The following is a 26,503-nucleotide window of genomic DNA, read 5'->3' on the forward strand; positions in this document are numbered from 1 at the left end:
ACCGCAAAAGGTTAAAAAAGTGATTGACGAAAGGTCTTACATTGGTACTGTCCTCATTCCAGCGAAACCCGGCAGGCGAGGCGTATGACGGTCCAGCGTACCGAGGAGGCGAGCGAGGATTATCGCGGCATCGACGCCTGGTCGAGCGCCGACGTGCTCGCGGCCATCGTGGCCTCGCAGCGCCGGGCGGTCGCCGCGGTCGAGGCGGCCGTGCCGGCGCTCGCCGCGGCCGGCGAGGCGATCGCCGATCGGCTGCGCCTCGGCGGTCGGCTGATCTATGCCGGCGCCGGATCCTCGGGCCTGCTGGCCCAGGTCGATGCCCTGGAGCTGCCCGGCACCTACGGCATCCCGGCCGACCGGGTGCCGGTGCTGCTGGCGGGCGGCCAGGCGGCGCTGTTCACCATCCCCGGCGACGCCGAGGACGACGGCGACCAGGCGGAGCGCGACGTCGAGGCGCTGCGCCCCTCGGCCGCGGACGCGCTGGTGGCGATCTCCGCCAGCGGACGCACGCCCTATGCGGTGGCGGCGCTCAGGCGGGCCGCGGCGCTCGGGGCGCTGACGGTCGGCATCGCCTGCAATGCCGGCACGCCATTGCTCGAGGAAGCGGACCATGCGGTGCTGCTGGCGACGCCGCCGGAGGTGGTCGCCGGCTCGACCCGCATGAACGCCGGTACGGCGCAGAAATGCGCCCTCAACATGCTCTCGACCCTGATCGGCATCCGTCTCGGCCATGTGCATGACGGGTTGATGGTCAATCTCCACGCCGACAACGACAAGCTGCGCCGCCGGGCCCTCGGCATCGTCGCCCGCGCTGCCGGCGTGAGCGAGGAGGCCGCCGCGGCGGCCCTGGAGGCCGGCGCGGGCAACGTCAAGACCGCCATCCTGCTGTGCGCGGGCGCGGGGAGCCCGCGGGAGGCCAGGGATTTGTTGGAACGTCGCGGCGGGACCGTGCGGGCGGCGCTCGCCGAGCTCGCGGCGCTCACCGAGCTCGCGGCAAAATCATCGAAGGCGGGCTGAACCCGCCGGCGATCCGAGGCGCAACAAGAGGACAGGAGACCCTCATGAACAAGCCTACCATCCGCAGCCTGATCTACGCGTCCGTGGCCACGGCCGTCCTCGGCCTCGCCACGGCCGCCCAGGCCCAGACCACGCTCACCATCGAGAGCTGGCGCAACGACGATCTCTCGATCTGGAACGAGAAGATCATCCCGGCCTTTGAGAAGGCCCATCCCGACATCAAGGTCGTGTTCCAGCCGGTGGCGCCGACCGAATACGACGCCGCCCTCGGCGCCAAGCTCGCCGCCGGCACCGCCGGCGACATCATCGCCTGCCGTCCCTTCGACAAGTCGCTGCAGCTGTTCCAGAAGGGCAACCTGACCTCGGTCAACGACATCGCCGGCATGGACAAGTTCAGCGCGGTGGCCAAGGCGGGCTGGTCGACCGACGACGGCAAGACCACGTTCTGCGTGCCGGTCGCCTCGGTCATCCACGGCTTCATCTACAACAAGGACGCCTTCGACAAGCTCGGCATCCAGGTGCCGCAGACCGAGGACGAGTTCTTCGCCGCCCTCGACAAGATCAAGGCCGACGGCACCTACACCGCCATCGACCTCGGCACCAAGGACATGTGGGAAGCCGCCACGATGGGCTACCAGAACATCGGGCCGAACTACTGGCACGGCGAGGACGGGCGCCTCGCCCTGATCGCCGGCAAGAGCAAGCTGACCGATCCGGAATGGGTCGAGCCCTACAAGGTGCTGGCGAAATGGGCGCCCTATATGGGCGACGGCTACAAGGCGCAGGCCTATCCCGACAGCCAGAACCTGTTCTCGCTCGGCCGGGCCGCGATCTACCCCGCCGGCTCCTGGGACATCTCCCAGTTCAAGCAGGCGGAGTTCAAGCAGGGCGCCTTCCCGCCGCCGGTCAAGAAGGTCGGTGACACCTGCTACATCTCCGACCATGTCGACATCGCGCTCGGCATGAACGCCGCCTCCAAGAACGCCGAGGCCGCCAAGACCTTCCTGACCTGGGTGGCGACGCCGGAATTCGCTTCGATCTACTCCAACGCCCTGCCGGGCTTCTTCAGCCTGCAGTCGGGCGCCATCGACCTGCAGGACCCGATGGCCAAGGAGTTCGTCTCCTGGCGCGGCAAGTGCAAGTCGACCATCCGCTCGACCTATCAGATCCTGTCGCGCGGCACGCCGAACCTGGAGAACGAGACCTGGGTGGCTTCGGCCAACGTCCTCAACGGCACGGCGACGCCGGACGAGGCGGCCAAGAAGCTGCAGGACGGGCTGGACAGCTGGTACAAGCCGGGCAAGTGAGGCAAGGACTGAGAACCCCTCTCCCAGGCGGGAGAGGGGCAGGGGTGAGGGCCTAGACGGTGCCTTCTGAAGGCGCGGCGCGAGCTGCCGCGATCCTCGCCCCGTTGGTCAGAAGTTCAGACCCTCACCCCTGCCCCTCTCCCAGTCGGGAGAGGGGTTTGCGGTGGCGTCTCCGGCGCTGATCATGACACGATATCACCCCCACCCCCGAGGACCACCCATGTCCGACGTCGAGACGCTGAGGCGGCCGCGCCGCTGGCATATCGCGGTGTTCCTGGCGCCGGCGGTGCTGGTCTACACCGCCATCATGATCGTGCCGCTGGCCGACACGCTGCGCCTCGCCCTGTTCCGGTCGACGGACAATGCGCAAACCTTCGTCGGCCTCGACAATTTCAAGGTGCTGTTCGGCGATCCCCGCTGGTCGGTGAGCTTCTGGAACGCGCTCAAGAACAATGTGATCTTCTTCGTCATCCACATGCTGATCCAGAACCCGGTCGGCATCGCGCTGGCGGCGATGCTGTCGGTGCCGAAGCTCAGGGGCACGGCCTTCTACCGCACCTCGTTCTTCCTGCCGACGATGCTGTCCTTCGTCATCGTCGGCTTCACCTGGAAGCTGATCCTGTCGCCGATCTGGGGCGTGACGCCGACCCTGCTCGGCCTCGTCCACCTGAAATGGCTGTTCGGCCCCTGGCTCGGGCAGGAGACCACCGCGCTGATCACCCTGGCGCTGATCTCGGTCTGGCAATATGTCGGCGTGCCGATGATGCTGATCTACGCCGCGCTCCTGTCGATCCCGGAGGAGGTGATCGAGGCGGCCGAGCTCGACGGCGTCACCGGGCCCTCGCAGTTCTGGAAGATCAAGCTGCCGCTGATCCTGCCGACGGTCGGCATCTGCTCGATCCTGACCTTCGTCGGCAATTTCAACGCCTTCGACCTGATCTATTCGGCCCAGGGCGCGCTGGCCGGCCCGAACTTCTCCGCCGACATCCTCGGCACCTTCCTCTACCGCACCTTCTTCGGCTTCCAGCTGCAGCTCGGCGACCAGAACATGGGCGCCACCATCGCCACCATGATGTTCCTGATCATCCTGACCGGCGTCGCCGTCTACCTCTTCGCCATCCAGCGGCGCATGCGCCGCTACCAGTTCTGAGGAGCAGCCATGAACCGCGCCCGCTCCTCGCCGCTCAAGTCAGCGCTGATGCACCTGGCGCTCGGCGCCTACACGCTGATCTGCCTGGCGCCGGTGGCGCTGGTGATCATGAACTCGGTGAAGTCGCGCAACGCCATCTTCGGCGCGCCGCTGATGCCGCCGACGCCCAAGACCTTCGACCTCGTCGGCTATGTCACGGTGATTGGGCAGGGCGACTTCCTCTATTACTTCCTCAACAGCCTGATCGTCACTCTCGGCTCGATCGTCTTCGTGCTGCTGTTCGGGGCGATGGCGGCCTTCGCCCTCTCCGAATACCGCTTCCGCGGCAACACGCTGATGGGCCTCTACATGGCGCTCGGCATCATGATCCCGATCCGGCTCGGCACCATCGCCATCCTCAACATCATGGTGGCGACGCGGCTGGTGAACACGCATCTCGCCCTGATCCTGGTCTACACGGCGCAGGGCCTGCCGCTCGCCATCTTCATCCTGTCGGAGTTCATGCGGCAGGTGTCGAACGACCTGAAGAACGCGGCGCGCATCGACGGCCTGTCGGAATATGCCATCTTCTTCAAGCTGGTGCTGCCGCTGATCCGCCCGGCGATCGCCACGGTGGCGGTGTTCACCATGATCCCGATCTGGAACGACCTGTGGTTCCCGCTGATCCTGGCGCCCGGCGAGGCCACCAAGACGGTGACGCTCGGCGCCCAGGTCTTCATCGGCCAATACGTCACCAACTGGAACGCGGTGCTGGCGGCGCTGTCGCTCGCCATCCTGCCGATCCTGGTGCTCTACCTCCTGTTCTCCCGTCAACTCATCCGCGGCCTCACCGCAGGAGCCGTCAAGTGACCCGACCGTTGCGCACCTTCGTCATGGGCCTCGGCCAGATGGGCCGCAGCCATGCGCTCGCCTATCACGCCAACCCCGGCTTCGAAATCGTCGGCCTCGGCAACCGCTCGGCCGTCGAGCTGCCGGAAGCCCTGCAGGCCTATCCGCGTCTGGCGAGCTTCGAGGAGGGCCTGGCGCTCAAGCCCGATCTCGTCTCGATCAACACCTATACCGACAGCCATGCCGACTTCGCCGTGGCGGCGATGGAGGCGGGGGCGCATGTCTTCGTCGAAAAGCCGCTGGCGGCCAATGTGGCGGATGCCCGACGCGTGGTCGAGGCGGCGCAGCGCACCGGCCGCAAGCTCGTCATCGGCTATATCCTGCGCCACCACCCGTCCTGGGTGGAGTTCATCCGCCTCGCCCGCGAGCTCGGGCCGCCCTTCGTCATGCGCATGAACCTCAACCAGCAATCCTCCGGCTCCGCCTGGGAGATCCACAAGCGGCTGATGGAATCGACCTCGCCGGTGGTCGATTGCGGCGTGCACTATCTCGACGTCATGCTGCAGATCTCGGATGCCAGACCGGTGCAGGTGCGCGGCATGGGGGTGCGGCTCACGCCGGAGATCGCCGAGACCCAGGTCAATTTCGGCCATCTCCAGGTCCTGTTCGAGGACGGCTCGATCGGCTGGTACGAGGCCGGCTGGGGCCCGATGATCTCGGAGACCGCCTTCTTCGTGAAGGACGTGATGAGCCCGAACGGCTCGGTCTCGATCGTCATGAACGAGGGTGCGAAATCCGCCGACATCGACACCCACACCAAGACCGCGACCATCCGGCTGCACCACGCCGCGCTCGACGCCGGCGGCCGTTTCGTCCAGCCGGACAGCCTGGTCTCGATGCAGGGCGAGCCCGGCCACCAGGAGCTGTGCGACGCCGAGCAGGCCTTCGTCCTCAGGGCGATCCGCAGGGATGTCGACCTGACGCGCCACATGAACGACGGGGTTCGTTCGCTCGAGGTCGTGCTCGCCGCCGACCGCTCCATGCGCGAGCGCCGCGCGATCGATCTTTAGAGGAATAGCCGATGGGCTCTCTGGTTCTGGAATCCGTCAGGAAGTCCTTCGGCTCGGTCGACGTGATCCGGGGCGTCGACCTCACCGTCGCCGACGGCGAGTTCGTCGTCTTCGTCGGGCCGTCCGGCTGCGGGAAGTCGACGCTGCTGCGCATCGTCGCCGGGCTGGAGGAGCAGACCTCCGGCCATGTCCGGATCGACGGCAAGGTGATGGACGTGACGCCGCCGGCCAAGCGCGGCATCGCCATGGTGTTCCAGACCTATGCGCTCTATCCGCACCTCACGGTGAAGAACAACATGAGCCTCGCCCTGCAGCAGGAGGGCGTGGCCAAGGCCGAGATCGAGGCGCGGGTCGCCAAGGCGACAGCCATGCTGCGGATGGAGGCGCTGCTGGAGCGCCGCCCGGCCGAGCTCTCCGGCGGCCAGCGCCAGCGCGTCGCCATCGGGCGGGCCGTGGTGCGCCAGCCCAGCCTCTTCCTGTTCGACGAGCCGCTGTCGAACCTCGATGCGGCCCTGCGCGTCGCCACCCGCATCGAGATCGCCAAGCTGCACCGGCTGCTCGGCGCCACCATGGTCTACGTCACCCATGACCAGGTCGAGGCGATGACGCTGGCCGACAAGATCGTGGTGCTCAACGGCGGCCTGATCGAGCAGGTCGGCCGGCCGCTCGACCTCTATCATAAGCCGGCAAATTTGTTTGTTGCCGGCTTCATCGGCTCGCCGACCATGAATTTCCTCACCGGCGATCCGGCGAGCCGCGCCGGCGCCACCACGATCGGCGTCCGGCCGGAGCACCTGACGATCTCCGCGGACGGGGCGTGGCGGGGCGAGGTCCTGCACGCCGAGCATCTCGGCGCCGACACCATGCTCTATCTCGAGTCCCCGCAATTCGGCCTGCTGACGGTGCGCGCGGACGGCGACGAGCCGCATCAGGTGGGGGATACGGTCGCGGTGACGCCCGTCGAGGGCAAGGTGCACCGGTTCGATGGGGACGGGCGCCGGATGGGGTGAGCCGCCGAGGCCGGGACAGGCCCGCCGCCAATGGCCTCACGGTGCCGGCTGCACGTGGCTGCGCTGGAAGAACTCCAGGAACAGCTCCCGTTCGGAGGTAATGTCGAGCTTTTCATAGATGCGGGCGCGATGGTTCTTCACCGTTCCCGTCGTGATCCGCAGCCTGGCGGCAACCGTCGCGGTCGGATGGCCGTTCAGGATGAGCTCGACGAGCTCGAGCTCCCGGGCGGAAAGCTCCGGCCATAGCGAGGCGGTGAGCACGGGCTTGTTCACCGGGGCCGCCGCCGGGGTCGCCGCCCCGAGGCGGCCCGGGGCGCGCTTGCGCGTGTGCAGCGCGTGCACGGCGGCGAAGACCGCGAAGCGCTCCTCCAGCAGATCGATCTCCGCATCCTTGAAGGCCTGCCGGGTCCGATCGAGGAAAATGCCGAGGCAGCAGTCGTCGCCGTCCTCGAGCAGGATGCCGATCTCGTCGCAAATTTCCGATTGCGCCAGGAACTCGGCGATGTAACGCCCCCGCTTGACCTTGCCGCCGGCGAGGCTCTTCAGCGGCACGATGCCCGCGCGCCGCTCGTCGCGCCAATGCGCATAGAAGGGATCGAAGACGTAATAGGTCGCGAGATAACGCGCCACCATGGCGTCGGAATAGCCGCGGTGCTTGACGAATTCAGGCCGCCTCGTCGCCGAATACCGGGTCACGGTGATCACGTCGGGCAAGACGACCGCCCCGATCACGTCGATCAGGCGGTCGACGTGATGTCCGGCCTCGGCAGCGGATATCGCGGCAGCGAGCAACTGCCAGAAATCGCCCGTCTCCATGCCCCGCTCTATCCCGCTTCGCCACGCGTGTCATTGTACCTCTCGGCACATGGCGCCCGGCGCCGTCGCCGGCCTAGCCTGTCTCCGGTTCACAACGGGATCGGAGCGCGCGATGACCACGACGGGCGGAGACTCCATCGGCAATCCCATCGTCGTCGGCATCGACGCCGGCGGCACCATGACCGATACCATCCTCGTCGACGCCAGGGGCCACTTCAAGATCGGAAAGGCCGCCACCACGCCGCGCGATGAATCGGAGGGATTCATCGCCTCGGCCGCCGACGCCGCCGAGGCCTGGGGCATCTCGCTGGACGAGCTGTTCCGCGGCATCGACGTGGTGCTCTATTCCGGCACCGGCATGCTCAACACCCTGCTGTCGCGGACGGGGCGCAAGCTCGGCCTCATCACCACCCGCGGCCTGGAGGACATGATCCTGATGGGGCGCGGCCTGCAGGCCTGGGCCGACTATTCCTATGCCGACCGCCTGCACGCCGTGACGCATCATCACCCCGATCCGCTGGTGCCGCGCCGCCGCACCCATGGCGTGACCGAGCGGGTCGACCAGTTCGGCGACGTGATCATCCCGCTCTACGAGCACGAGGTGGTCGCGGCCGTCGGGCGGCTGATCGCCGACAAGGTCGAGGCGATCTGCGTCATGACGGTGTTCGCCCATGTCAATCCGGCGCACGAGAAGCGCATCGCCGAGATCGCCCGCGCGGAGATCGGCAAGGCCGGCGCCGAGATCCTCGTCTACACCAGCCACGAGGTCCGCCCGGTCGTGCGCGAGCAGTCGCGCCTCAACTCGGTGCTGATCGAGGCCTACGCCACCTCGCGCGGCCGCAGGCAGCTCAAGGGCATCGAGGACATCTCGAAGCGGCACGGCTACCGCTACCGCGTGCAGACGCTGCTCTCCTTCGGCGGCCTCACCTCGATCGACCATCCCCGCCTGCACGAGACCATGATCTCCGGCCCGATCGGCGGCATTCTCGGCGCGGCCTATGTCGGCAAGCTGATCGGCAACGACTCGCTGATCTGCTCCGACATGGGCGGCACCTCCTTCGACATGGGCGTGATCACCCGCAGCCAGACCCGGATCGAGAACGAGCCGATCATGGACCGGTTCAAGCTCAACGTGCCGACGCTGCATCTCGACAGCATCGGCGCCGGGGCCGGCATGATCCTCAAGGTCGATCCGCTCACCCGGAAGATCAGCCTCGGGCCGGAGAGCGCGGGCTCGGATCCGGGCCCGATCTGCTTCGACCGCGGCGGCACCCGCCCGACCATCGCCGATTGCGATGCGATCCTCGGCCGCCTCAACCCGGATTATTTCCTCGGCGGCAAGGTCAAGCTCGATGTCGACAAGGCGACCCGGGCTTTCAAGGAGCAATGCGCCGACATTCTCGGCGTGCCGCTGCACGAAGCGGCGGAGGGCATGATCGACCTCCTGGAGGCGGATGCCGGCAGCGCGCTGCGGCGGGTGATCTCGGGCCAGGGCATCCACCCCTCGGAATTCACCCTGCTCTCCTATGGCGGCTCCGGCCCGCTGCATCTGGCGGGGTGCAGCCGCGGCATCGGCTTCCGCGACATCATCACCTTCCAGTTCGCGGCGGCCTTCTCGGCCTTCGGCTGCACCACGGCCGACTACATGCGCCGCCACTCGATCTCGACGCAGATCGACATTGCCAGCAAGGCCGGCGACGACGCCCTCGAAGCCATCGCGCGGCGGATCTCCGGCGTCTGGGACGAGCTTGGCGAGGCCGCGGTCGCGGAGATGATCTCCGACGGCCATGCCCGCGAGAAGATCCGCACGGTGCCTTTCCTGATGATGCGCTATACCGGCCAGCTCGAGGACGTCGAAGTCGCGTCCCCGCTCGAGCATGCGGCGACGGCCGACGACATGCGCCGCATCGTCGGCGCCTTCGAGGACGTCTACGGCAAGATCAACCACCGCGTCTCGCGCTACGGCTCGGCCGGCTATTCCGTGATGGAGCTCGGCCTGATCGCCACCGCCGACAAGGTCAAGCCCGTCCTGCTGAAGCGCCCGCTCGGCAGCGCCGATCCCGGACCGGCCCACAAGGGGCGCCGCGAGGCCTATCTCGGCGGGCGCTGGCACAGGGCCGATCTCTACGAGATGGACCGGCTGCAGCCCGGCCACGAGGTCACGGGCCCGGCCATCATCGAGCATCCCGCCACCACCCTGGTCGTGCATCCCGGCGACAGCGTCTTCGTCGACGAGTGGACGCTGCTGCACTACCGCCACGCCTGAGCCAATGCGAAGGGGAGAGACCGATGCTGGACCATGCCAAGGCTCGCATGCCGCTGCGCGAGCGCCTGCTGGACTCCGAGCGGCTGATGGCGGAGACGGGGTGCTATGACGGCATCACCGCCCTGAGGCTGCGCCGGCAGGATCCGCTGAAATTCGAGACCCTGCACACCAAGCTGCGGGCCTTCTGCGTCTCGGCCCGCGAGATGGCGCGCCGCATCTCCGCCTCGCCGGGGGTGCGCGAGGTGGGCGAGATGGTGGTGGCGCTCTACACGCCCGAGGGCGATGCCATCGCGCTGTCCAACGGCATCATGGTGCACGTGCACACCATGAGCCGCTTCATCAAATGGATGATCCGCGAGGGCTACGAGGCCGATCCGGGCATCCGGCCCGGCGACATCTTCGCGAACAACGACGCCTTCATCGGCACGGTGCAGGTGCCCGACGTGATGGACGTGGTGCCGATCTTCCATTCCGGCGAGCTGATCGGCTGGGCCGGCGCCGTCTGCCACGAGCTGGAGGCCGGCGGCATCACGCCCGGCGGCGACGTCTGCCTCGCCCAGGAGCGCTTCACCGAAGGCCTGTTCGTCTGCGCCGAGAAGATCGGCACGAATGACGAGATCCGCCGTGACTACGTCATCCGCTGCGAACGCAACCTGCGCATGCCGATCTACTGGGTGCTGGACGAGAAGGCCAAGGTCGCCTCCTGCATCGACATGCGCGAGAACCTCGTCCGCCTGGTCGACGAGATCGGCCTCGACTACTGGAAGCAGGTCTCCAAGGAGTTCATCGAGGAGGGCCGCCTCTCCCAGCTCGCCCGCACCCGCCAGCTCACCGTGCCGGGCATCTATCGCGGCCACACCTTCTACGGCCACGTCACGGCCGGCAAGCCCGGCTTCCAGCCGCTGGGCGATCCCGACTGGCTCTACAACATTCCGGTGGAGATGGAGATCACCACCGACGGCAAGATCACGCTCGATTTCGAGGGCACGCAGCCCTGGGGCTATCATTCGATGAACTGCACGCCCGCCGGCATGGACGGCGGCATGTTCGTCACCCTGACCCAGCACATGAATTTCGAAGGGCTGGTCAACGACGGCGCCTGGCTCGCCACCGAGCTGAAGCTGCCGAAGGGCACCTGGACCAACCCCGACAACGAGATGGTGGCCACCGCCACGTCCTGGGCCCTCCTGCTGCCGGCCTATGGCGTGTTCCAGCGCCTGCTCTCGCGCGGCTTCCTGGCGCGCGGCTTCGTCGAGGAGGTCTTCGTCGGCCAGGTCAACAGCCCGATGATCGAGATGGGCGGCGAGAGCCAGTACGGCACGCTGTTCGGCATGGCCCATTTCGAATGCGCGGCCGCCGGCTCCGGCGCGCTCGCCATCAAGGACGGGCTCGACACCGCCTATGTCGGCTGGAACCCGGAATCCGACATGGGCAATATCGAGATCTGGGAACAGAACATGCCGATGCTCTATATCGGCCGTTCGATCCTGCCGAACTCAGGCGGCTCCGGCCGGTATCGCGGCGGCTGCGCCTTCATCTCCACCTGGCTGGTGAGCAAGTCCAGCCATCTGCGCCTGGTGACGTCGGAGCATTCCTCCCGCGTGTTCGACAATGGCGGCCTGTGCGGGGGATATCCCGCGCCGACCTGCCAGATGCACCGCGCCGTGCGCGACACCAATGTCGGCGCGCTCATCGCCGCGCGAAAGCCGCTGCCCCATACGATCGGCACCGACCCCCATCATTCGGACCTGGAAAAGCTGGTCGAGGGCCGGCATGTCACCGACGAGGGCCCCTACATCACGGCGCCGCACAAGTCGGGCGACATCTTCACGCATTCCTACAATGGCGGCGGCGGCTATGGCGACGTGCTGGAGCGCGACCCGGTCAAGACGGCTCACGACGTCGAGAACGGCTTCCTCACCGCCGAGGCGGCGAGGGGGGTGTTCGGCATCGTGCTGCGCGAGGCCGCCGATGCCGATCGCCTCGAAGCGGATCTGGAAGCCACCGCCATCCTGCGCGGACGGATGCGGCAGGATCGCATCGCGGCGTCGATGCCGGTCCGCGCATGGATCGCCGAGGAGGCCGGACGCGTCGCCGCGTCCGACTTCGCGCCCGAGGTCGGCAAGATGCACGCCAACGCGATGCGGCTTTCCCGGCGCTTCGCTTCAGACTTCCGCTCCTTCTGGGGCCTGAGCGAGGATTTCACGGTCAGCTATTGAGCCCCGACGCTCCCGCGGGGCGAGGGAAGGACGCAGAAGGAGGCCTTCATGAGCCGCTATTCCAAGCAGACCATCCGCGAACTCGTCGCCGGCACGCTGCCCTGGCATCAGACCCGGCAGATCATGAGCGCCTACAAGGACGACAGCCGCTTCTTCACCTATCTCGACGTGCTGCAGGAGCGCGTCGCCTGGAAGGACCGCATCCTCCTGCCGATCGGCGACCATCTCTTCATCGCCGAGACGCCGAACGGGCGCGTCACCAAATGCGAATGCGGCCAGGAATTCGGCCACTACAAGCAGAACTGGAAGCTCGGCGCCCATATCCGCGTGCGCAGGAGCGAGGCGGCGCTGCGCGAGATCTATCCGAACAGCGACATCCCGGATCCGGAATGGATGGAGATCCGGGAATTCCTGTGCCAGTCCTGCGGGACCCTGCACGAGGTCGAGGCGGCGGCGCCCGGCTATCCCATCGTCCACGACTTCGAGCCGGACCTGGAAGGCTTCTACCGCGAGTGGCTGAAGCAGCCGCTCGAAGCCGAGGAGGCGCGGCGATGACGGGGCGTCCGAACATCCTCATCCTGATGGCCGACCAGCTGGGGGCTCCCGCGCTGGGGGTCTACGGCCACGGCATCGTCAAGTCCCCCAATATCGACCGGATCGCCGCGACCGGCGCGGTGTTCGACAATTTCTACTCCAACTTTCCGCTCTGCGCCCCGGCGCGGCTGGCGCTGATGACCGGCCGGCTCTGTTCCAACATCCAGGCCTGGGACAACGCCGCGCAGATCCCCTCCGACATCCCGACCTTCGCGCATTATCTGCGCCTGCTCGGCTACCGCACCTGCCTCTCCGGCAAGATGCACTTCATCGGGCCGGATCAGCTGCACGGCTTCGAGGAACGGGTGACGACCGACATCTGTCCCTCGGACTTCAACTGGACCGCCGACTGGGACGATCCGTGGCGCACCATGGACTGGTTCCACTCCATGAAGAACGTCAGCGACGCCGGCATCGCCGAACGGGCGCTCCAGCAGGACTATGACGAGGAGGTGGCCCACAACGCGCGGCGCTGGCTGTTCGATCAGGCGCGCGACGCCGACGAGCGGCCGTTCCTGTTGGTCGCCTCCTTCACCCACCCGCACGACCCCTATGTGACGCCGCGCCGGTTCTGGGATCTCTACGACCACGAGGCGATCGACATGCCGCGTGTTCCCTTCATCCCGCCCGAGCAGCGGGACCCGCATTCCCGGCGCCTGTGGGAGCAGTATGACCGCGGCGAGTTCGGCGTGGGCGACGCCCATGTCCGCGCCGCCCGGCACGCCTATTACGGCAGCGTGTCCTATCTCGACGAGCGGATCGGCGACGTGCTCGACGCGCTGGAGCGCTCCGGGCACGGGCAGGACACCATCGTCATGGTGCTGGCCGATCACGGCGACATGCTTGGCGAACGCGGCCTCTGGTACAAGATGAGCTTCTACGACTGGTCGGCGCGCGTGCCGCTGCTCATGTCCGGTCCCGGCATCCCCGCCGGCGCCCGCATCAAGGCCAACGCTGCGCTGGTCGATATCCTGCCGACGCTGGTGGAGATCGCCGCCGGGCCGGACTGGGACGACTATCCCGAGCGGCCCGACGGCCGCAGCCTGATGCCGCTCCTGACGCAGGACGCCGACGACCGGACCGCCGTGAGCGAGTTGCTGTCGGAAGGCGTCGCCGCGCCCTACGTCATGCTGCGCAAGGGCCGCTACAAGCTCACCCATGTCGAGCATGATCCGCCGCAGCTCTTCGACATGGAGAGCGACCCGGACGAGCTCAACGATCTGGCCGACGATCCGGCCCATGGCGAGGTGCTGCAGGACATGCTCGACGAGGTCGGGCGCCGCTGGGACATGCCGAGGCTCAAGCGGGAGATCCTCGCCAGCCAGCGCCGGCGCCGCCTCGTCTACAAGGCGCTGACCACCGGCAGGATCACGCCCTGGGACTATCAGCCCTGGCAGGACGCCGCCCTGCAATATTACCGCGGCACCAAGCCCTATCACGAAGCGGAAGCCCGCGATCTCATCCGGCCTTAGGAAGCGTTGGCGAATAAATGAATCGAAGTAACGCGGGGAACCCCTCTCCCGGCTGGGAGAGGGGCAGGGGTGAGGGACTAGACTTTTCCGGAAAGGGCGGAGCATTTTACCTGTCGTTGCTTGGGCCTGCATTTTGCTGGTGACGCGTTTAGACCCTCACCCCTGCCCCTCTCCCAGCCGGGAGAGGGGATCGCGCCCTTATCATCTGAAACCCTTATTTGGGGACGACGCCTTAGGAGCAGACCATGGGCACCTTGAACGGCCGTACCGCCGTGATCACCGGCGGCCTGACGGGCCAGGGGCTGGCGATCGCCGACGTCCTGGCGGCCGCCGGCGCCAATGTCGCGGCCGGCTCCTTCCTGCAGGAGGCGGCAGGCCGTCAGGGCGACGCGGCGGCCTATCCCGAGCCGGACGAAGCCGTGTCGGTGCGCGGCCGCCTCGCCCGCCACGGCACGAAGGTGCATGTCGGGCATCTCGACGTCCGCGATCCCGCCGTGATCGACGGCTTCGTCGCCGCGGCGGAAGCCGCGTGCGGCCCGGCCGATATCCTGATCAACGCCGCCGGCACGACGGCGGAGCAGCCGGTCTGCGGACATTCCGACGCGCTGTGGCTGAAGATCATCGACACCAACCTCAACGGCGCCTTCCGCATGACGCGCAAGCTGCTGCCGGGGATGATCGCGCGCCGCTGGGGCCGGGTGATCAACATCGGATCGACGGCGGCGACGGTGGGCTGGAAGGACAATCCGGCCTATTGCGCCTCGAAGTCCGGCCTGCTGGGGCTCACGCGCTGCGTCGCGCTCGAAGGGGCGCCGCACGGCGTCACCTGCGTCATGATCAGCCCGACCTGGGTGGAAACGGAGCTGATGCGGCGCAACGTCCAGCAGCTCATCGAGCGCGAGGGCAGGGGCCGCACCCTGGAAGATGCGATGGCCGACATCGCGGGCCAGAACCCGCAGAACCGGATCATCCAGCCGGACGAGGTCGCCGCGCTCGCCGCCTTCCTGTGCGGGGACGGGGCGAGGGGCATCACTATGGAGAATATCGCGATCACGGGCGGCGCGCTCTGGTGAGCCGTCCGGGCCGCAGGCGGGGACGCGCCGAAATCCCCGCGCTCCCTCAGCCCCAGCTAAATCTGCGGACATAGCGTGGCAGCCCTGGTCCACTGAAAGGGCGCCGCTCAATGAATCACGCAAGCCGCCTCGATGCCGGGCATGGCTCGGTCATGCTCAACAAGGTTCCGGAGGTCACGGCCTACTTCTGGATCATCAAGATCATGGCGACGACGGTGGGCGAGACCGCCGCCGATCTCCTGGCCATCCGCTTCGACATGGGCCTTTCGATCACGTCGGCGATCATGACCGTCGTGTTCCTCGCGACCCTGGTCTGGCAGATGAAGCTCGATCGCTATGTGCCGCCGGTCTATTGGCTCACGGTGGTGCTGATCAGCGTCGTCGGCACGCTCGTCTCCGACAATCTGGTCGACGGCCTCGGCATCAGCCTGGTGACGACGTCGATCGCCTTCTCCATCTGCCTCGCGGCCGTGTTCGCCGCCTGGTACGCTCGCGAACGCACCCTCTCGATCCACAGCATCGTCACCAGCCGGCGCGAAGCCTTCTACTGGGGGGCGATCCTGTTCACCTTCGCGATGGGCACCTCCGTCGGCGACCTCCTGGCCGAGCGGCTCGATCTCGGCTACCTCCAGGCGGCGATCGTCTTCGGGCTCGCCATCCTCGCCGTCGCCGGCCTCTACTTCGTCATCGGCGTCAACGCGATCTTCTGCTTCTGGGTCGCCTATATCCTCACCCGCCCGCTCGGCGCCTCGATCGGCGACTGGCTGGCCAAGCCAGGGCTCGCCGGCGGGCTCGGCCTCGGCACGGTGACGACGAGCATCCTCTTCCTCGGCGTCATCCTCCTCACCGTTCTCTATCTGACCGCCTCCAAGGCGGACAGAATTCCGCAACCCGCGGCGGAATGACCAGGCGCGGCCGCCGGCGGCGCCGCAGCCCCCTCCCTCCCTCCCGATCCGAAGGACGACAACGATGACCTCTGCGCTCAAGGCCATTCTGCTTTCCGCCGCCATCTGCGGCGCGCTGGCCGGGCCGGCCTATGCCGACTGCGAAAGCGACATGCTCCAGCTGGAGGATGCGCTGAAGACGCCGAACCTCAAGCCGGAGGCCAAGGCTGCCCTGGATGCCGCCACCACGAAGGCCGTCGCCGCCATGAAGACGGACGACGACACCACCTGCCACAAGGCGATCGCCGAGGGCCTCGCCAAGGCCGGCATCGCGATGAAGTGAGCCGGTGACCTCACCCGGCATGGCGGCCGTCCGCGCCGCCCTGCCGCCCCTGCCGCGAAAAGGATGATCACAATGCTGAAGACGACCGCTCTCGCCGCACGCCTCTGCCTCACCGCCCTCGCAGCCGGCTCGATCGGCATGACGTTGCCGGGCCCGGCCGCGCTCGCCGCGATCCCGGCACCGCTCGGCGACCTCGCGGCCTTCCGCGCCATTGCCCAGGACACCCTCGGCCTCGTCGGCAAGGGCGACATTCCGGCCGCCCGGGTGCGGATCAAGGACCTGGAGACGAGTTGGGACAAGGCCGAGCCCACGCTGCGCCCGAAGGACCAGGCCGCCTGGCACAGGGTCGACAAGGCGATCGACGAAGCCCTGGCGGCGGTGCGCACCCCGAACCCGCAGGCGACGGCCTGCGCGACGGCGCTGCAGAGCCTGATCCGGACGATAGACGCCGCCAGGTAGCGGCGTGCCCTGCATCGGCCATCGGGGTCGAGATCGTGCCGGGCGGCTCCCCGCCGCCCGGCCTTTCCTAAGCCGGGCATAAGTCTCGGCGGCTAGTCAGGGATCGCGCCCCATCCCGGGCGGCGCGATCGGGATCCCTCCATGAAGCTTCCGTCGCGCGGCAGGCGCCTGCTGACGTCCGGCCTCGCGGCCGGACTGGTGCTGGCAACGGTGCTGGCCATGCTGTCGCTCACCGGCGCCCTCCGGCGCTGGTTTCCCGAGCTCAAGGCCAATGTCACGGCGTGGAAGACGACGACGCATCTCGGGGCGCCACCGCCCTCCCTCGCCGACCTGCCCGTGCTGATCGGCCACGCCGCGACGCCACGCGGGCTCGTCGTCATCCTGTCGGGCAATGCTGGATGGTGGGCGATCGACAACGTCCTCGCCGACCGGCTCCGGGAGGCGGGGTGGTCGGTGGCGGGCGTGAACAGCCTGTCGCTGTTCCGGTTCTTCGGCGGTGAGAAATCCCCGCGGGACGTTGCAGACGTGCTTGGCCGCATCGTCGAGGCGGAAGGGCGGAAAGACGAACCCGTTGTGCTGCTGGGCTATAGTTTCGGTGCGGACGTGGTCGCCGTCGCCTATGGCGCGCTGCGGCCCGAGATCCGCCGTCGCATCGCCCGCGTCGTGCTGATCGCGCCCTCGCGCGAGGCGGACTATGCGATCGGCTTCGGCCTGCTCGCCAGGTCGTGGCGGGATTTCGATCCGGACGTCGCGAAGGCCATCCTCGCCATGCCGCGTCGCCAGCCGATATGCATCGCCCCCCAGGACCAGGCCCCTGCCGAGACGCCCTGCACGGACGCCGCCGCAGCAGGCGCGACCACGCTGCTGGTCGCGGGCGACCATCATTTCAACGGGGACTATGAGGGCCTCGGCCGCGCCGTGGCCCAGGCCCTGGACATCGCCGACCGGGAGGGGCGAGCCGTCGGGCCGACCGCCGACAACCGGGGATACCCGGCCGGGGACATGCACGCTGCGGCCAGGCCGGCGACGACCGTGGCGCCGCAATAGGAGGGTTGCCGCATCGTCCCGGCCTGTCCGACGCCGTTAAGCCCCTCGGGCCATCGCCTTCACCGCCTCGCACACGGCGTCAAAGCTCTCCCGCGCCCGCCGGCTCATGTGGCGCGCCCGCTGGTAGCCGTGCACCAGCTCGGGCTCGTTGCGCCAGGTGGCGGGAACGCCGGCCGCGCGCAGCTTCTGCGCATAGAGGCGGCCGTCGTCGCGCAGGGGATCGACATCGGCGGTGACGATGAGGGCCGGCGGCAGGCCGGAGAAGTCGGTCGCCGCGAGCGGCGACAGCTCGGGGTCGCCGATCTCCGACCGTGGGTGGCCGCCGGTCAGGACGGTCGCATAGTGCTCGACGTCGACGGTGCGCAGCATCGGCGCCTCGGCATTCTCGCGGTAGGAGGGCAGGGCAGCGATGTCGCCGCCGAGGCCGGGATAGACCAGCACCTGGCCGGCGGGCGCACGCCAGCCGAGCCGCCGGGCGCGCAGGCAGAGCGCGGCGCTGAGATTGCCGCCGGCGCTGTCGCCGACCACGACGACCGGCAGTCCCTGGTCGAGCAGATACCGGTAGACCGCGGCGACGTCGTCGATCTGCGCGGGGAAGAGATGCTCGGGGGCGAGGCGATAGTCGCTCGCCACCACGGTGCAGCCGGTCGCCTCGCAGAGCTCGGCGCAGACGTCGTCGTGGCTCTCCAGGCCACCGACGACGAAGCCGCCGCCATGGCTGTAGAGCACGATCGCCGGCGCCGCCTCGCCCGCCCTGCGGTAGAGGCGGACCGGGATGCGGCGCTCCGGTTCCGTCGCCGGGACCGCGCCGTCCTCCACCGTCACGTCCGCCGGCCGCGGCCGGCGGAAGGCGGCGCACATGGCGTCGTAGATGCGGCGGTTGTCCTCGACGCTCGCCAGGTTGGCGTCGGCGGGATAATGCGCCTCGGACTGCGCGATGAAGGCCAGCACCTCCGGATCGGTGACCACGCTCACGGCGGGATCCCCGCTCAGGCCGTCCACCAGCGCTCGATGCATTTCCAGCCGTCGAGATAGCGATGGTTCGACAGCGGCCCGTGGGCGATGCGGGTCGAGGTGGCGTCGACATAGTTGGCGAACATCGGGATGATGGTGCCGCCGTCATCGCGCACGAGCTGCTGCATCTCGCGATAGATCTCGCGGCGCCGGGCCTCGTCGAGCAGCGGCCGCGCCTCCAGCAGCAGCGCGTTGAAGCGCTCATTGTCCCAATGGGCGTCGTTCCAGGGGCCGCCCTTGGCATAGACCAGGGAGAACATGTCGTCCTCGGTCGGCCGGCCGTTCCAGTAGCTCTCGACGAAGGGCTTCTTCAGCCAGACGTCGCTCCAGTAGCCATCGTCGGCCTCCTGCTTGACGGTGATCTCGATGCCGGCCCGGGCGGCGGCCTCCTGGTACAGCACCGCGGTGTCGAGGCCGCCGGAGAAGGCGGCGTTGGAGGCGCTGAGCTGCACCTTGAGCCCGTCGAGCCCCGCCTTCCTCAGGTGGAACCTGGCCTTCTCCGGATCATAGGCGCGCTGCTCCAGGTCGGCCGCATAGTAGCGGTTGGCCGGCGCGATCGGGTGGTCGTTGCCGACCTGGCCGAAGCCGCCCAGCACCTTGGCGACCAGCGCCTCGCGGTCGATGGCGTATTTCAGGGCGAGGCGCACGTCGAGATTCCTATAGGGGTCGGCGTCGCAGAACATCGGCAGGGTGTAGTGCGAGGTGCCGACCACGTTCTCCAGCCGGAGGGTGCTGACGCGCTTGAGCAGGTTGGCGGTCCTGGGATCGACGCCGTTCATGGCGTCGATCTGGCCGCCGATCAGGGCGTTCTGCCGAGCGGTGGCGTCGGCGATGGCCAGGATCTCGGCCGACTCGAACCAGGCGCGATCGGTTTTGAAATAGCCGTCGAAGCGCGTCATGGCGATGCGCACGCCCGGCTCGAAGCGATCGAGCTTGTAGCCGCCGGTGCCGATGGCCTTCTCCCAGTCGAGCGTGCCGTCGGTCTTGGCCGGCATGACGACGAAATGATAATCCGTCATCAGATAGGGCAGGTCGGCATTGCCGGACGCGAGGGTGAAGATGACGGTGTGGTCGTCGCCGGCCTTGACGTCGCTGACCGGCGCCAGGACGGCGCGGGCGGCCGACTTGGTCTCGCCGCGATGGTGGTTGAAGCTCGCCACCACGTCCCTGGCGGTGAGGTCGCGGCCGTCGTGGAACTTCACGCCCTTGCGCAGCCTGAAGGTCCACACCTTGGCGTCGGGCGTCGCCTCCCAGCTCTCGGCGAGCTCGGGCTGCAGCTTGCCGGCGGCGTCGATCTCGGTGAGGTTGTTGCACACCGCCAGCATGGCGAGCGCTACCGTGCCGCCGGTATAGGTGGCGGGATCGAGGGAATCGCCGATGCCGGCGCCGTTGGCACCCAGGCGGAAATGGCCGCCGCGCTGCGGCGTGTCCGCGGCGCGGGCCGGGCCGCCCACGGCGACGGCGAGGCCGGCGGAGGCGGCCCCGGCGAGAAAGCCACGGCGGGTGGGCGCTGAGATCGTCATGGTTCCCTCCGGCTGGTGCGGTCGCGAGCCGCGTGCAGCTTCGGCTGCTGCTCTGCCGGCCGGGCTTTCGCCCCCGGCCGGCGGGAGGATGCGGTCAAAATGTGAGAGCAAGTTGGCGCGACGCGACATCTTCATGACTTGTCACGCCGGGGGCGCGGCCCGTCGGACAGCCGCCCGGGCTCAGCGCCGGACCCAGCCGCGGTCGATCAGCGGCGCGAACAGCACGCGGTAGAGCCCGGTCGCGAGCGGCAGGACACGGCCGCCGACGAGCGCCATCGCCACGGCCGCCAGCGCCGCCCCGAGGGCCGCGACGCAGAGGGCGCCGAGCATGTCGGCGGGAAAGTGCACGCCGAGATAGATCCGGCACCAGCCGACCACCACGCCGGTGAACGCCATCAGCACCGCCATGCCGTGGCGGGCGGCGATGCGGTAGGCGAGCGCCGCGGCGAACAGCACGGTGGCGTGATCGCTCGGAAAGGACGAATCCGGCGCATGCTCGAGATAGGCATGGCCGAGCCCGAGCGCCTGCGGCCGCGGCACGAACACGACGAGGCCGATCAGGTTGGCGATGCCGAGCGCGACAAGGATCGCCAGGAGGGCCGAGACCGCGGCGCGCCGGTCCGTCTCCCCGCCGCGCAGCCAGGACCAGACCAGCGCCAGCGGGACGACCGCGATCGCATAGTTCGCGACCATCCGCGCCAGCGCGATGGCCGCGGCGCTGGGATCCGGGCCGGCGTTGATGGTCAGGAACAGCGATCGGTTGAAGTCGAGGATCATGCCTGGCAATGCCGTCGAGAAGCGGTGCGGCCCTTTGCAGCCGGTGGCCCGCAGGACATCGAGCGTGAGCGCCGAGAATTAGGTGAGAATGAGCAGGACCGCCGCGCCGCGAAGGGCTAGATCTCGCGGGGAGCGGCACGGATCCCGGCGGTTCGCGGGATCCCATGCGGAGACGGGGCCATGCGGGTTCTCCTGATCGAAGACGATCCGATGGTGGGCAAGGCCCTGGCGCAGGCGTTGCGCGACGAAGGCATGGCGGTCGACTGGGTGCGCGACGGCCACGATGCGGAAGCGGCGCTGCGCAATCCCGGCCATGTCCTGGTGCTGCTCGACCTCGGCCTGCCCGGCAAGAGCGGCATCGCGCTGCTCCGGGCGCTGCGGGCGCGGGGAGATGCCACGCCGGTGCTGATCATCACCGCGCGCGACGATCTCGACGACCGGGTGGAGGGCCTCGATCTCGGCGCCGACGACTACGTGGTCAAGCCCTTCGAGATCCGCGAGCTCATGGCGCGGATGCGCGCGGTGCTGCGCCGCCGCCATGGCGGACAGGCGGTCTCGGCGCTGGTCTGCGGAGAGCTGGTCCTCGACCTGGAGACCCACCGGGTCAGCTATCGCGAGGCGGCCCATGTCCTGCCGGCACGGGAGTTCGCGCTGATGCGCGCCCTCAGCGAGCGTCCCGGCGCCATCCTGTCGCGGGCGCAACTGGAGGAGCGGCTCTACGGCTGGGGCGAGGAGGTCGAGAGCAACGCCGTCGACGTGCTGATCCACTATGTCCGTCGCAAGTTCGGCAAGGACGTCATCCGCAACGTGCGCGGCGCGGGCTGGATGATCGCCAAGGGATCGTCATGAGGTCGCTGCGGCGCGAAGCCCTGCTGTGGCTGTCGGGGCTGCTCGGCGTGCTCGGTGTCGCCAGCGCCGCCTCGTCCTATTACCTCGTCCAGGACGAGACCAACAGCTTCCTCGACAGCCAGCTCCGCCAGATCGCCTATTATGTCGACGACACGCCGAGCGTGCCGGTGCGCCCGACGCCGGACGACCCGCTCTACGAGCCGGAGGACGACTTCCTGGTGCAGATCTGGGATGTCGCCGGCCGCTCCATCCTCGCCTCGGACCCGGGCGTGCCCATCGTCCGGCGAACCACCACCGGCTTCTCGAACGAGACGACCCCGAGCGAGACCTGGCGGACCTTCACCTATGTCACGCCGCAGCGCACGGTGCAGATCTCGCAGCGCCTCAGCGTGCGCGAGGAGTTGGCGAGGGACTCGGCCTTGCGCTCGGCCCTGCCGGTGGTCGTGCTCATCCCGCTGTCCTGGCTGCTGCTCGGCTTCGTCATCGACCGGGTGATGCGCCGCCTCGATCGCCTCGCCGCGGTGGTCGGCGCGCGCGAGGCCGACAGCCGCGAGCCGATCCCGCTCCGGGACGTGCCGCGCGAGGTCGTCCCCCTGGTGCGCGCGATGAACGATCTGCTCGACCGCCTCGGCCGGGCCCTGGAGCGGCAGCGCCGCTTCGTCTCCGACGCCGCGCACGAATTGCGCACGCCGCTCGCGGCCCTGCAGCTGCAGATCGGCAATGTCAGGGGCGTCGCCAAGGGACGGGACCTGCTGTCGCGCCTGGCGGATCTCGAGGCGGGAGCACGCCGAGCCTCGAACCTGGTGGCGCAATTGCTGCGGCTGGCGCGCTACGACGCGGATCACCGCCCGGCGCCCGCTGATGTGCTGGACCTGACGGCGCTGGTGGAAGACTGCGTCCGCGAGATCGCGCCGGTGGCGGCGGCTGCCGGCCTCGCCGTCGCGATCAAGGCGGGAACGGCCCTGCGCCTGCGCGGAGTGGCGTCGGAGCTGCGCATCCTGATCGCCAACCTCCTGGACAATGCGGTGCGCTACACGCCGCGCGGCGGCACCATCGAGATCGAGGCCGGGATCGGAGCCGACGGAAACGGTCTGGTCGAGATCCGCGACAGCGGCCCCGGCATCCCTGAGCAGCTCAGGGACCGCGTGTTCGAGCGCTTCTTCCGGGCCTCGGCGCCGACGATCGAAGGCAGCGGCCTGGGGCTGGCGATCGCCCGGTCGATCGCCGAGCATCACGGCATCGCCATCGTGCTGGAGAACCGCGCCTGCGGGATCGGCCTGGCGGCCCGCCTCTCGGTCCCGGCTTCGGTGCTGATCCATGGTCCATAACAACCTCTAAGCCGCCGCTAATTCCCAGCGGCCAAGGTCCGTGCCCGCAGCATGGCCTTTGGTGGGAAAACGATGAGATCGGGCACGGGGACGGCGTGGAGGGGCGTGGCAGCAGGTCTGATGATTGCCTTCGTCTTCGTGCCGCCGGCCCGCGCCGACACCGCCGTGATCGAGGGCTGGTTCGTCGGTCATGCCCGCGCCGTCGGCTCGTTCCACAACCGGGTCGACGGCAGCACGCGCCGCTTCACCGTCGAGACCAACGGCCACTGGGACGGCCCGGTGCTCACGCTAGCCGAGGACATCCGCTACTGGGACGGCGAGCACGCCCGCAAGGTCTGGCACCTGACCAAGACCGGCGCGACCACCTTCGTGGGCACCCGCGAGGACGTGGTCGGTCAGGCCCGCGGCGTCGTCGAAGGCCAGGGCCGGCTGCGGCTGCGCTACACGGCGCGCGCCGAGGGGCGGACCCTCGATTTCGACGACGTGCTGGAGCTGTGCGCGGACGGCACGATGCTGAACACCGTGCATGTCTCCTACCTCCTCCTGCCCGTCGGCGAGGCGGAGATCCGCTTCCGCAAGCCGTGACCGCGGCCCGGCTCAGGGCTTGCCGGCGGAGGCGGACCCCGTGACCCAGTCGAACGACCAGGCGACGCTCAGGCCGAGCGTGAACTGGTCCCGGCTGCCGAGGACGTCGGAGACCGGGCTCTCCGCAGCGGGGCCGACCAGCCGGTCGTAGCGGCCGAACAGCGTGGTGGTCCAGGTATCGTTCCAGGCATAGGAGACGGCGGTCTCGATGCCGATGGATTTCGCGCCGGCGCCCGGGCTGAACGCAGGCACCGCGCCGCTCACCGCGGCCTCCGCCGGCGAGATGCCGAAATTGGCGCGCATGAAGGCGGCGTCGCCGAGGGAAAGGCGCGGGCCGCCCGACAGGGTGAAGCGGCCGAGTTGCTCCACCCAGTCGACGGAGAGGTCGCTCGTGAAGCCGGTATGGTCATGAAATCCGCGCCGGATCTCGACGCGGGCGCGCAGCCGGTCCTCCAGCAGCCAGTATTGCGCGAAGACGCCGGGCTCGATCGTCCAGGGCACGGACCGCAGGCCGGCGAGGCGCTTGTCGTCCCGCCGGTGGCGGCCGAAGCGGACATTGAGGACCGGCCCGAAGCTGAAGCGTCCGGATTCGAACAGGGTGTAGTCGAGGCTGTCGTCGGGGGCGCCGAAGGTATCGGGCGTGCCGATCGGCCGCCAGCTCACCGACGGGAGCCCGCCGAGGCCATAGCGGCGGCCGCCGTCATAGAGCGGCCCGACTTCCACCGTACCGGTGAGGGTGATGGTCCAGCCCGTGGCAGGAGCCGAAGCGTAGAGTTGAGAGCCCTCGTCGCCGGCCATCGCCGAGCCACACAGGACCGACACCGCCAGCGCGGCGGCCGGGCCCGCCCGTCCCACCCCGTCCGCCATCTGCCGGAGCCCGCAACCTTGATCCCTCCAGTGCGTCGCGTCGCGCTTGCCGCGATGCTTCTCGTGGCCGCGGCCGGCCCAGCTCCTGCAGCCGTCCGCGAACCGCCGGCCGGGCCGGCACAGCCGCTCGATCGCCTGGAGGACCTGCCGCTGGAGATCCATCCAGGGCGGGCCCCCCGCGTCTTCGTGCTGCTCCTGTCCGGCGATGGCGGCTGGCAGGACATGGACCGCCAGATCACGGCTCGGCTCAACGATGCCGGCATCGGCGTCGTCGGCCTCAACAGCTTCATGTATTTCCTGCAGAAGCGCTCGGTCCCGGAGATTTCCCGCGACCTCGAGCGGGCCGTCTCCGTCTATCGCCGCCGCTGGCATGCGCGGTTCGTCGGCCTGCTCGGCTATTCCTTCGGCGCGGATGTCGTCCCCTTCGCCTGGCCGGGCCTGTCGCCCGCCAGCAAGGCCTCGACGCGGCTGATCGCCCTCATGGGCCCGGAGCCGACGGCGCTGTTCGAGATCACCGTCATGGACCTTCTCGGCGTCACCATGTGGGACGAGACCGACATCCGCCCGGCCGTCGCCCGGCTGCCGCATGCCAGGCTGATGTGCTTCTACGGCCGGGAGGAACGGGAGGCCGACGACACCGGCTGCACGGTTCCGGAGATGCGCGGCGCCACGGCGGTCGAGCGGCCGGGCGGGCATCATTTCGACGAGAACTACGCCCCCGTCGCCGACATGATGATCGAGCGGCTCCTGCCGCGAACCCGCCGCCATCGACACGCCCACGCTGCTTCCGGGCGAAGTCTCGACCACCGGACTTAGGGGAGACTTAGCCGCCTCAGGGGGGCGATTCGCGGCGAGGGACCGGCGGCCGGATCCTTGAAAGCTTGATGAAAGGTTGACGGCCTACAAGGCCGCATGCGTCCCCGGATCCCGCCCCGCGCGAGGAGAGACCGGAGGGTGCGGGAAACGAACGAGGACACCATCATGCCGCTCGCCCGAACGCTGCTGCAAGCCGCCGCCCTCACCGCCCTCATCGCAGCGGGCACCTCCTTCGCATCCTCGGCCGCGCAGGCGGACGAGAAGGTCACCATCATGGTGGGCGGCTACGAGAAGCAGATCTACCTGCCCGCCAAGCTCGCCGAGGCGCTGGGCTACTTCAAGGACGAGGGGCTCGACGTCGAGCTCCTGAACGAGCCCGCCGGCGTCGATGCGGAGAACGAGATGCTGGCCGGCGCCGTCCAGGGCGTGGTCGGCTTCTACGACCATTGCATCGACCTGCAGGCCAAGGGCAAGTTCGTCGAGTCCGTGGTGCAGTTCAGCCAGGCGCCCGGCGAGGTCGAGCTGGTCTCGACCAAGCATCCCGAGATCAGGTCGCCGGCCGACTTCAAGGGCAAGAGCCTGGGCGTGACCGGCCTCGGCTCCTCCACCAATTTCCTGACGCAGTACCTGGCGGTGAAGAACGGCCTGAAGCTCGGCGAGTTCACCTCCGTGCCGGTCGGCGCCGGCACCACCTTCATCGCCGCCATGCAGCAGGACAAGATCCAGGCGGGCATGACCACCGAGCCGACGATCACCCGCCTCCTGAAGACCGGCGAGGCGTCCGTCCTCATCGACATGCGTACGATCGAGGGAACCAAGACGGCGCTGGGCGGCACCTATCCCGCGGCCTCGCTCTACCTGCAGACGGCGTGGGTCGACGCCCACAAGGATACGGCACAGAAGCTCGCCAACGCCTTCGTCAAGACGCTGAAGTTCATCAGCACGCACAGTGCCGAGGAGATCGCCGACAAGATGCCGAAGGACTATTATGTCGGCGACAAGGACGGCTATGTGAAGGCGCTCGCCGACGGCAAGGCGATGTTCACGGCCGACGGCGTGATGCCGGAAGGCGGGCCGGAGACGGTGCTCAAGGTGCTGTCCTCGTTCTCCAAGGACCTGCAGGGCAAGCAGATCGACCTGTCCAAGACCTACACGACCGAGTTCGTGAAGAAGGCCAGCTAGGCCCCGG

At 68.6% G+C, this 26,503-nt stretch carries 25 protein-coding genes; 20 read left to right on the plus strand and 5 right to left on the minus strand.

What is annotated here, in order from left to right; translation table 11 throughout:
* The first annotated feature begins 84 nt into the window (after positions 1-84).
* The 6 genes from QO011_RS26470 to QO011_RS26495 all read left to right on the plus strand — a co-directional run bounded on the left by QO011_RS26470 (position 85) and on the right by QO011_RS26495 (position 6,382).
* Positions 85-1,017: an N-acetylmuramic acid 6-phosphate etherase gene (locus tag QO011_RS26470; RefSeq protein WP_307278885.1), complete on the plus strand. Its 933-nt coding sequence runs from the start codon at positions 85-87 to the stop codon at positions 1,015-1,017.
* Positions 1,018-1,061: 44 nt separating this feature from the next.
* Positions 1,062-2,324, plus strand: coding sequence for an ABC transporter substrate-binding protein (locus tag QO011_RS26475; protein WP_307278888.1), 1,263 nt, complete (start codon positions 1,062-1,064; stop codon positions 2,322-2,324).
* 220 nt (positions 2,325-2,544) lie between these two features.
* A complete protein-coding gene (locus QO011_RS26480; RefSeq protein WP_307278891.1) occupies positions 2,545-3,474 on the plus strand; it encodes a carbohydrate ABC transporter permease in 930 nt (309 codons plus the stop codon).
* Between the two features lie 9 nt (positions 3,475-3,483).
* Positions 3,484-4,323: a carbohydrate ABC transporter permease gene (locus QO011_RS26485; protein WP_307278894.1), complete on the plus strand. Its 840-nt coding sequence runs from the start codon at positions 3,484-3,486 to the stop codon at positions 4,321-4,323.
* Positions 4,324-4,346: 23 nt separating this feature from the next.
* Positions 4,347-5,372, plus strand: coding sequence for a Gfo/Idh/MocA family protein (locus QO011_RS26490; protein WP_307279025.1), 1,026 nt, complete (start codon positions 4,347-4,349; stop codon positions 5,370-5,372).
* Positions 5,373-5,383: 11 nt separating this feature from the next.
* Positions 5,384-6,382 carry an ABC transporter ATP-binding protein gene (locus QO011_RS26495; protein ID WP_307278896.1) on the plus strand — a complete coding sequence of 333 codons (999 nt, stop codon included), beginning with the start codon at positions 5,384-5,386 and terminating at the stop codon, positions 6,380-6,382.
* 36 nt (positions 6,383-6,418) lie between these two features.
* On the opposite strand, the gene QO011_RS26500 is transcribed toward QO011_RS26495, so the two are convergent.
* On the minus strand, positions 6,419-7,198 hold the full coding sequence (locus QO011_RS26500) for a helix-turn-helix transcriptional regulator (protein ID WP_307278898.1): 780 nt from the start codon (positions 7,196-7,198) through the stop codon (positions 6,419-6,421).
* A gap of 112 nt (positions 7,199-7,310) precedes the next feature.
* Between QO011_RS26500 and QO011_RS26505 the strand changes: the two genes are divergently transcribed.
* The 9 genes from QO011_RS26505 to QO011_RS26545 all read left to right on the plus strand — a co-directional run bounded on the left by QO011_RS26505 (position 7,311) and on the right by QO011_RS26545 (position 17,555).
* Complete coding sequence (locus QO011_RS26505; protein ID WP_307278902.1) at positions 7,311-9,464, plus strand: hydantoinase/oxoprolinase family protein; 2,154 nt, start codon at positions 7,311-7,313, stop codon at positions 9,462-9,464.
* Positions 9,465-9,487: 23 nt separating this feature from the next.
* Positions 9,488-11,683 (plus strand): hydantoinase B/oxoprolinase family protein, encoded by a 2,196-nt coding sequence (locus tag QO011_RS26510; protein ID WP_307278905.1) that lies wholly within the window; start codon positions 9,488-9,490, stop codon positions 11,681-11,683.
* 48 nt (positions 11,684-11,731) lie between these two features.
* Positions 11,732-12,238, plus strand: coding sequence for an acetone carboxylase subunit gamma (locus QO011_RS26515; RefSeq protein ID WP_307278907.1), 507 nt, complete (start codon positions 11,732-11,734; stop codon positions 12,236-12,238).
* Entirely contained in the window at positions 12,235-13,749 is a 1,515-nt protein-coding gene (gene betC / locus QO011_RS26520) for a choline-sulfatase (RefSeq protein ID WP_307278910.1), read from the plus strand. Before QO011_RS26515 ends, betC begins: the two co-directional genes overlap by 4 nt.
* Positions 13,750-13,994: 245 nt before the next feature.
* Positions 13,995-14,822: an SDR family NAD(P)-dependent oxidoreductase gene (locus QO011_RS26525; protein ID WP_307278913.1), complete on the plus strand. Its 828-nt coding sequence runs from the start codon at positions 13,995-13,997 to the stop codon at positions 14,820-14,822.
* A gap of 110 nt (positions 14,823-14,932) precedes the next feature.
* The gene (locus QO011_RS26530; RefSeq protein WP_307278917.1) at positions 14,933-15,727 is read left to right on the plus strand and encodes a COG4705 family protein; all 795 of its coding nucleotides are present in this window, start codon (positions 14,933-14,935) and stop codon (positions 15,725-15,727) included.
* 64 nt (positions 15,728-15,791) lie between these two features.
* A complete protein-coding gene (locus QO011_RS26535; RefSeq protein WP_307278920.1) occupies positions 15,792-16,049 on the plus strand; it encodes a hypothetical protein in 258 nt (85 codons plus the stop codon).
* Positions 16,050-16,121: 72 nt separating this feature from the next.
* Positions 16,122-16,508, plus strand: coding sequence for a hypothetical protein (locus QO011_RS26540; protein WP_307278923.1), 387 nt, complete (start codon positions 16,122-16,124; stop codon positions 16,506-16,508).
* A 141-nt stretch (positions 16,509-16,649) separates the two neighbouring features.
* Positions 16,650-17,555, plus strand: a complete 906-nt coding sequence (locus QO011_RS26545; RefSeq protein ID WP_307278925.1) for an AcvB/VirJ family lysyl-phosphatidylglycerol hydrolase — start codon at positions 16,650-16,652, stop codon at positions 17,553-17,555.
* A gap of 36 nt (positions 17,556-17,591) precedes the next feature.
* Here the strand turns inward: QO011_RS26545 and QO011_RS26550 are convergent, their stop codons facing one another.
* From QO011_RS26550 to QO011_RS26560, 3 genes are all read right to left on the minus strand, one after another.
* Positions 17,592-18,530 carry an alpha/beta hydrolase gene (locus QO011_RS26550; RefSeq protein ID WP_307278928.1) on the minus strand — a complete coding sequence of 313 codons (939 nt, stop codon included), beginning with the start codon at positions 18,528-18,530 and terminating at the stop codon, positions 17,592-17,594.
* A 14-nt stretch (positions 18,531-18,544) separates the two neighbouring features.
* Positions 18,545-20,092: an ABC transporter substrate-binding protein gene (locus tag QO011_RS26555; protein ID WP_307278933.1), complete on the minus strand. Its 1,548-nt coding sequence runs from the start codon at positions 20,090-20,092 to the stop codon at positions 18,545-18,547.
* Between the two features lie 180 nt (positions 20,093-20,272).
* On the minus strand, positions 20,273-20,869 hold the full coding sequence (locus QO011_RS26560) for a phosphatase PAP2 family protein (protein ID WP_307278935.1): 597 nt from the start codon (positions 20,867-20,869) through the stop codon (positions 20,273-20,275).
* 180 nt (positions 20,870-21,049) lie between these two features.
* Between QO011_RS26560 and QO011_RS26565 the strand changes: the two genes are divergently transcribed.
* From QO011_RS26565 to QO011_RS26575, 3 genes are all read left to right on the plus strand, one after another.
* A complete protein-coding gene (locus QO011_RS26565; protein ID WP_307278938.1) occupies positions 21,050-21,718 on the plus strand; it encodes a response regulator transcription factor in 669 nt (222 codons plus the stop codon).
* Complete coding sequence (locus QO011_RS26570; RefSeq protein ID WP_307278942.1) at positions 21,715-23,046, plus strand: ATP-binding protein; 1,332 nt, start codon at positions 21,715-21,717, stop codon at positions 23,044-23,046. The genes QO011_RS26565 and QO011_RS26570 overlap by 4 nt, the downstream gene beginning before the upstream one ends.
* 120 nt (positions 23,047-23,166) lie before the next feature.
* Complete coding sequence (locus QO011_RS26575) at positions 23,167-23,631, plus strand: DUF3833 family protein (RefSeq protein WP_307278945.1); 465 nt, start codon at positions 23,167-23,169, stop codon at positions 23,629-23,631.
* Positions 23,632-23,643: 12 nt separating this feature from the next.
* Here the strand turns inward: QO011_RS26575 and QO011_RS26580 are convergent, their stop codons facing one another.
* Positions 23,644-24,498, minus strand: coding sequence for a MipA/OmpV family protein (locus QO011_RS26580; RefSeq protein ID WP_307278947.1), 855 nt, complete (start codon positions 24,496-24,498; stop codon positions 23,644-23,646).
* A 63-nt stretch (positions 24,499-24,561) separates the two neighbouring features.
* Here QO011_RS26580 and QO011_RS26585 point away from each other — a divergent pair, with 63 nt between their 5' ends.
* Positions 24,562-25,314 (plus strand): AcvB/VirJ family lysyl-phosphatidylglycerol hydrolase, encoded by a 753-nt coding sequence (locus QO011_RS26585; protein ID WP_307278949.1) that lies wholly within the window; start codon positions 24,562-24,564, stop codon positions 25,312-25,314.
* A gap of 165 nt (positions 25,315-25,479) precedes the next feature.
* Positions 25,480-26,496, plus strand: coding sequence for an ABC transporter substrate-binding protein (locus QO011_RS26590; protein WP_307278951.1), 1,017 nt, complete (start codon positions 25,480-25,482; stop codon positions 26,494-26,496).
* Positions 26,497-26,503 lie beyond the last annotated feature (7 nt).

This window comes from Labrys wisconsinensis, assembly GCF_030814995.1.
GTDB lineage: Bacteria > Pseudomonadota > Alphaproteobacteria > Rhizobiales > Labraceae > Labrys > Labrys wisconsinensis.

Bases quoted from the DNA above. Each gene is read 5' to 3' on its own strand.
- QO011_RS26470 (WP_307278885.1), top strand. From the start codon at position 85: ATGACGGTCCAGCGTACCGAGGAGGCGAGCGAGGATTATCGCGGCATC.
- QO011_RS26475 (WP_307278888.1), top strand. From the start codon at position 1,062: ATGAACAAGCCTACCATCCGCAGCCTGATCTACGCGTCCGTGGCCACG.
- QO011_RS26480 (WP_307278891.1), top strand. From the start codon at position 2,545: ATGTCCGACGTCGAGACGCTGAGGCGGCCGCGCCGCTGGCATATCGCG.
- QO011_RS26485 (WP_307278894.1), top strand. From the start codon at position 3,484: ATGAACCGCGCCCGCTCCTCGCCGCTCAAGTCAGCGCTGATGCACCTG.
- QO011_RS26490 (WP_307279025.1), top strand. From the start codon at position 4,347: ATGGGCCTCGGCCAGATGGGCCGCAGCCATGCGCTCGCCTATCACGCC.
- QO011_RS26495 (WP_307278896.1), top strand. From the start codon at position 5,384: ATGGGCTCTCTGGTTCTGGAATCCGTCAGGAAGTCCTTCGGCTCGGTC.
- QO011_RS26500 (WP_307278898.1), bottom strand. From the start codon at position 7,198: ATGGAGACGGGCGATTTCTGGCAGTTGCTCGCTGCCGCGATATCCGCT.
- QO011_RS26505 (WP_307278902.1), top strand. From the start codon at position 7,311: ATGACCACGACGGGCGGAGACTCCATCGGCAATCCCATCGTCGTCGGC.
- QO011_RS26510 (WP_307278905.1), top strand. From the start codon at position 9,488: ATGCTGGACCATGCCAAGGCTCGCATGCCGCTGCGCGAGCGCCTGCTG.
- QO011_RS26515 (WP_307278907.1), top strand. From the start codon at position 11,732: ATGAGCCGCTATTCCAAGCAGACCATCCGCGAACTCGTCGCCGGCACG.
- betC (WP_307278910.1), top strand. From the start codon at position 12,235: ATGACGGGGCGTCCGAACATCCTCATCCTGATGGCCGACCAGCTGGGG.
- QO011_RS26525 (WP_307278913.1), top strand. From the start codon at position 13,995: ATGGGCACCTTGAACGGCCGTACCGCCGTGATCACCGGCGGCCTGACG.
- QO011_RS26530 (WP_307278917.1), top strand. From the start codon at position 14,933: ATGAATCACGCAAGCCGCCTCGATGCCGGGCATGGCTCGGTCATGCTC.
- QO011_RS26535 (WP_307278920.1), top strand. From the start codon at position 15,792: ATGACCTCTGCGCTCAAGGCCATTCTGCTTTCCGCCGCCATCTGCGGC.
- QO011_RS26540 (WP_307278923.1), top strand. From the start codon at position 16,122: ATGCTGAAGACGACCGCTCTCGCCGCACGCCTCTGCCTCACCGCCCTC.
- QO011_RS26545 (WP_307278925.1), top strand. From the start codon at position 16,650: ATGAAGCTTCCGTCGCGCGGCAGGCGCCTGCTGACGTCCGGCCTCGCG.
- QO011_RS26555 (WP_307278933.1), bottom strand. From the start codon at position 20,092: ATGACGATCTCAGCGCCCACCCGCCGTGGCTTTCTCGCCGGGGCCGCC.
- QO011_RS26560 (WP_307278935.1), bottom strand. From the start codon at position 20,869: ATGATCCTCGACTTCAACCGATCGCTGTTCCTGACCATCAACGCCGGC.
- QO011_RS26565 (WP_307278938.1), top strand. From the start codon at position 21,050: ATGCGGGTTCTCCTGATCGAAGACGATCCGATGGTGGGCAAGGCCCTG.
- QO011_RS26570 (WP_307278942.1), top strand. From the start codon at position 21,715: ATGAGGTCGCTGCGGCGCGAAGCCCTGCTGTGGCTGTCGGGGCTGCTC.
- QO011_RS26575 (WP_307278945.1), top strand. From the start codon at position 23,167: ATGATTGCCTTCGTCTTCGTGCCGCCGGCCCGCGCCGACACCGCCGTG.
- QO011_RS26580 (WP_307278947.1), bottom strand. From the start codon at position 24,498: ATGGCGGACGGGGTGGGACGGGCGGGCCCGGCCGCCGCGCTGGCGGTG.
- QO011_RS26590 (WP_307278951.1), top strand. From the start codon at position 25,480: ATGCCGCTCGCCCGAACGCTGCTGCAAGCCGCCGCCCTCACCGCCCTC.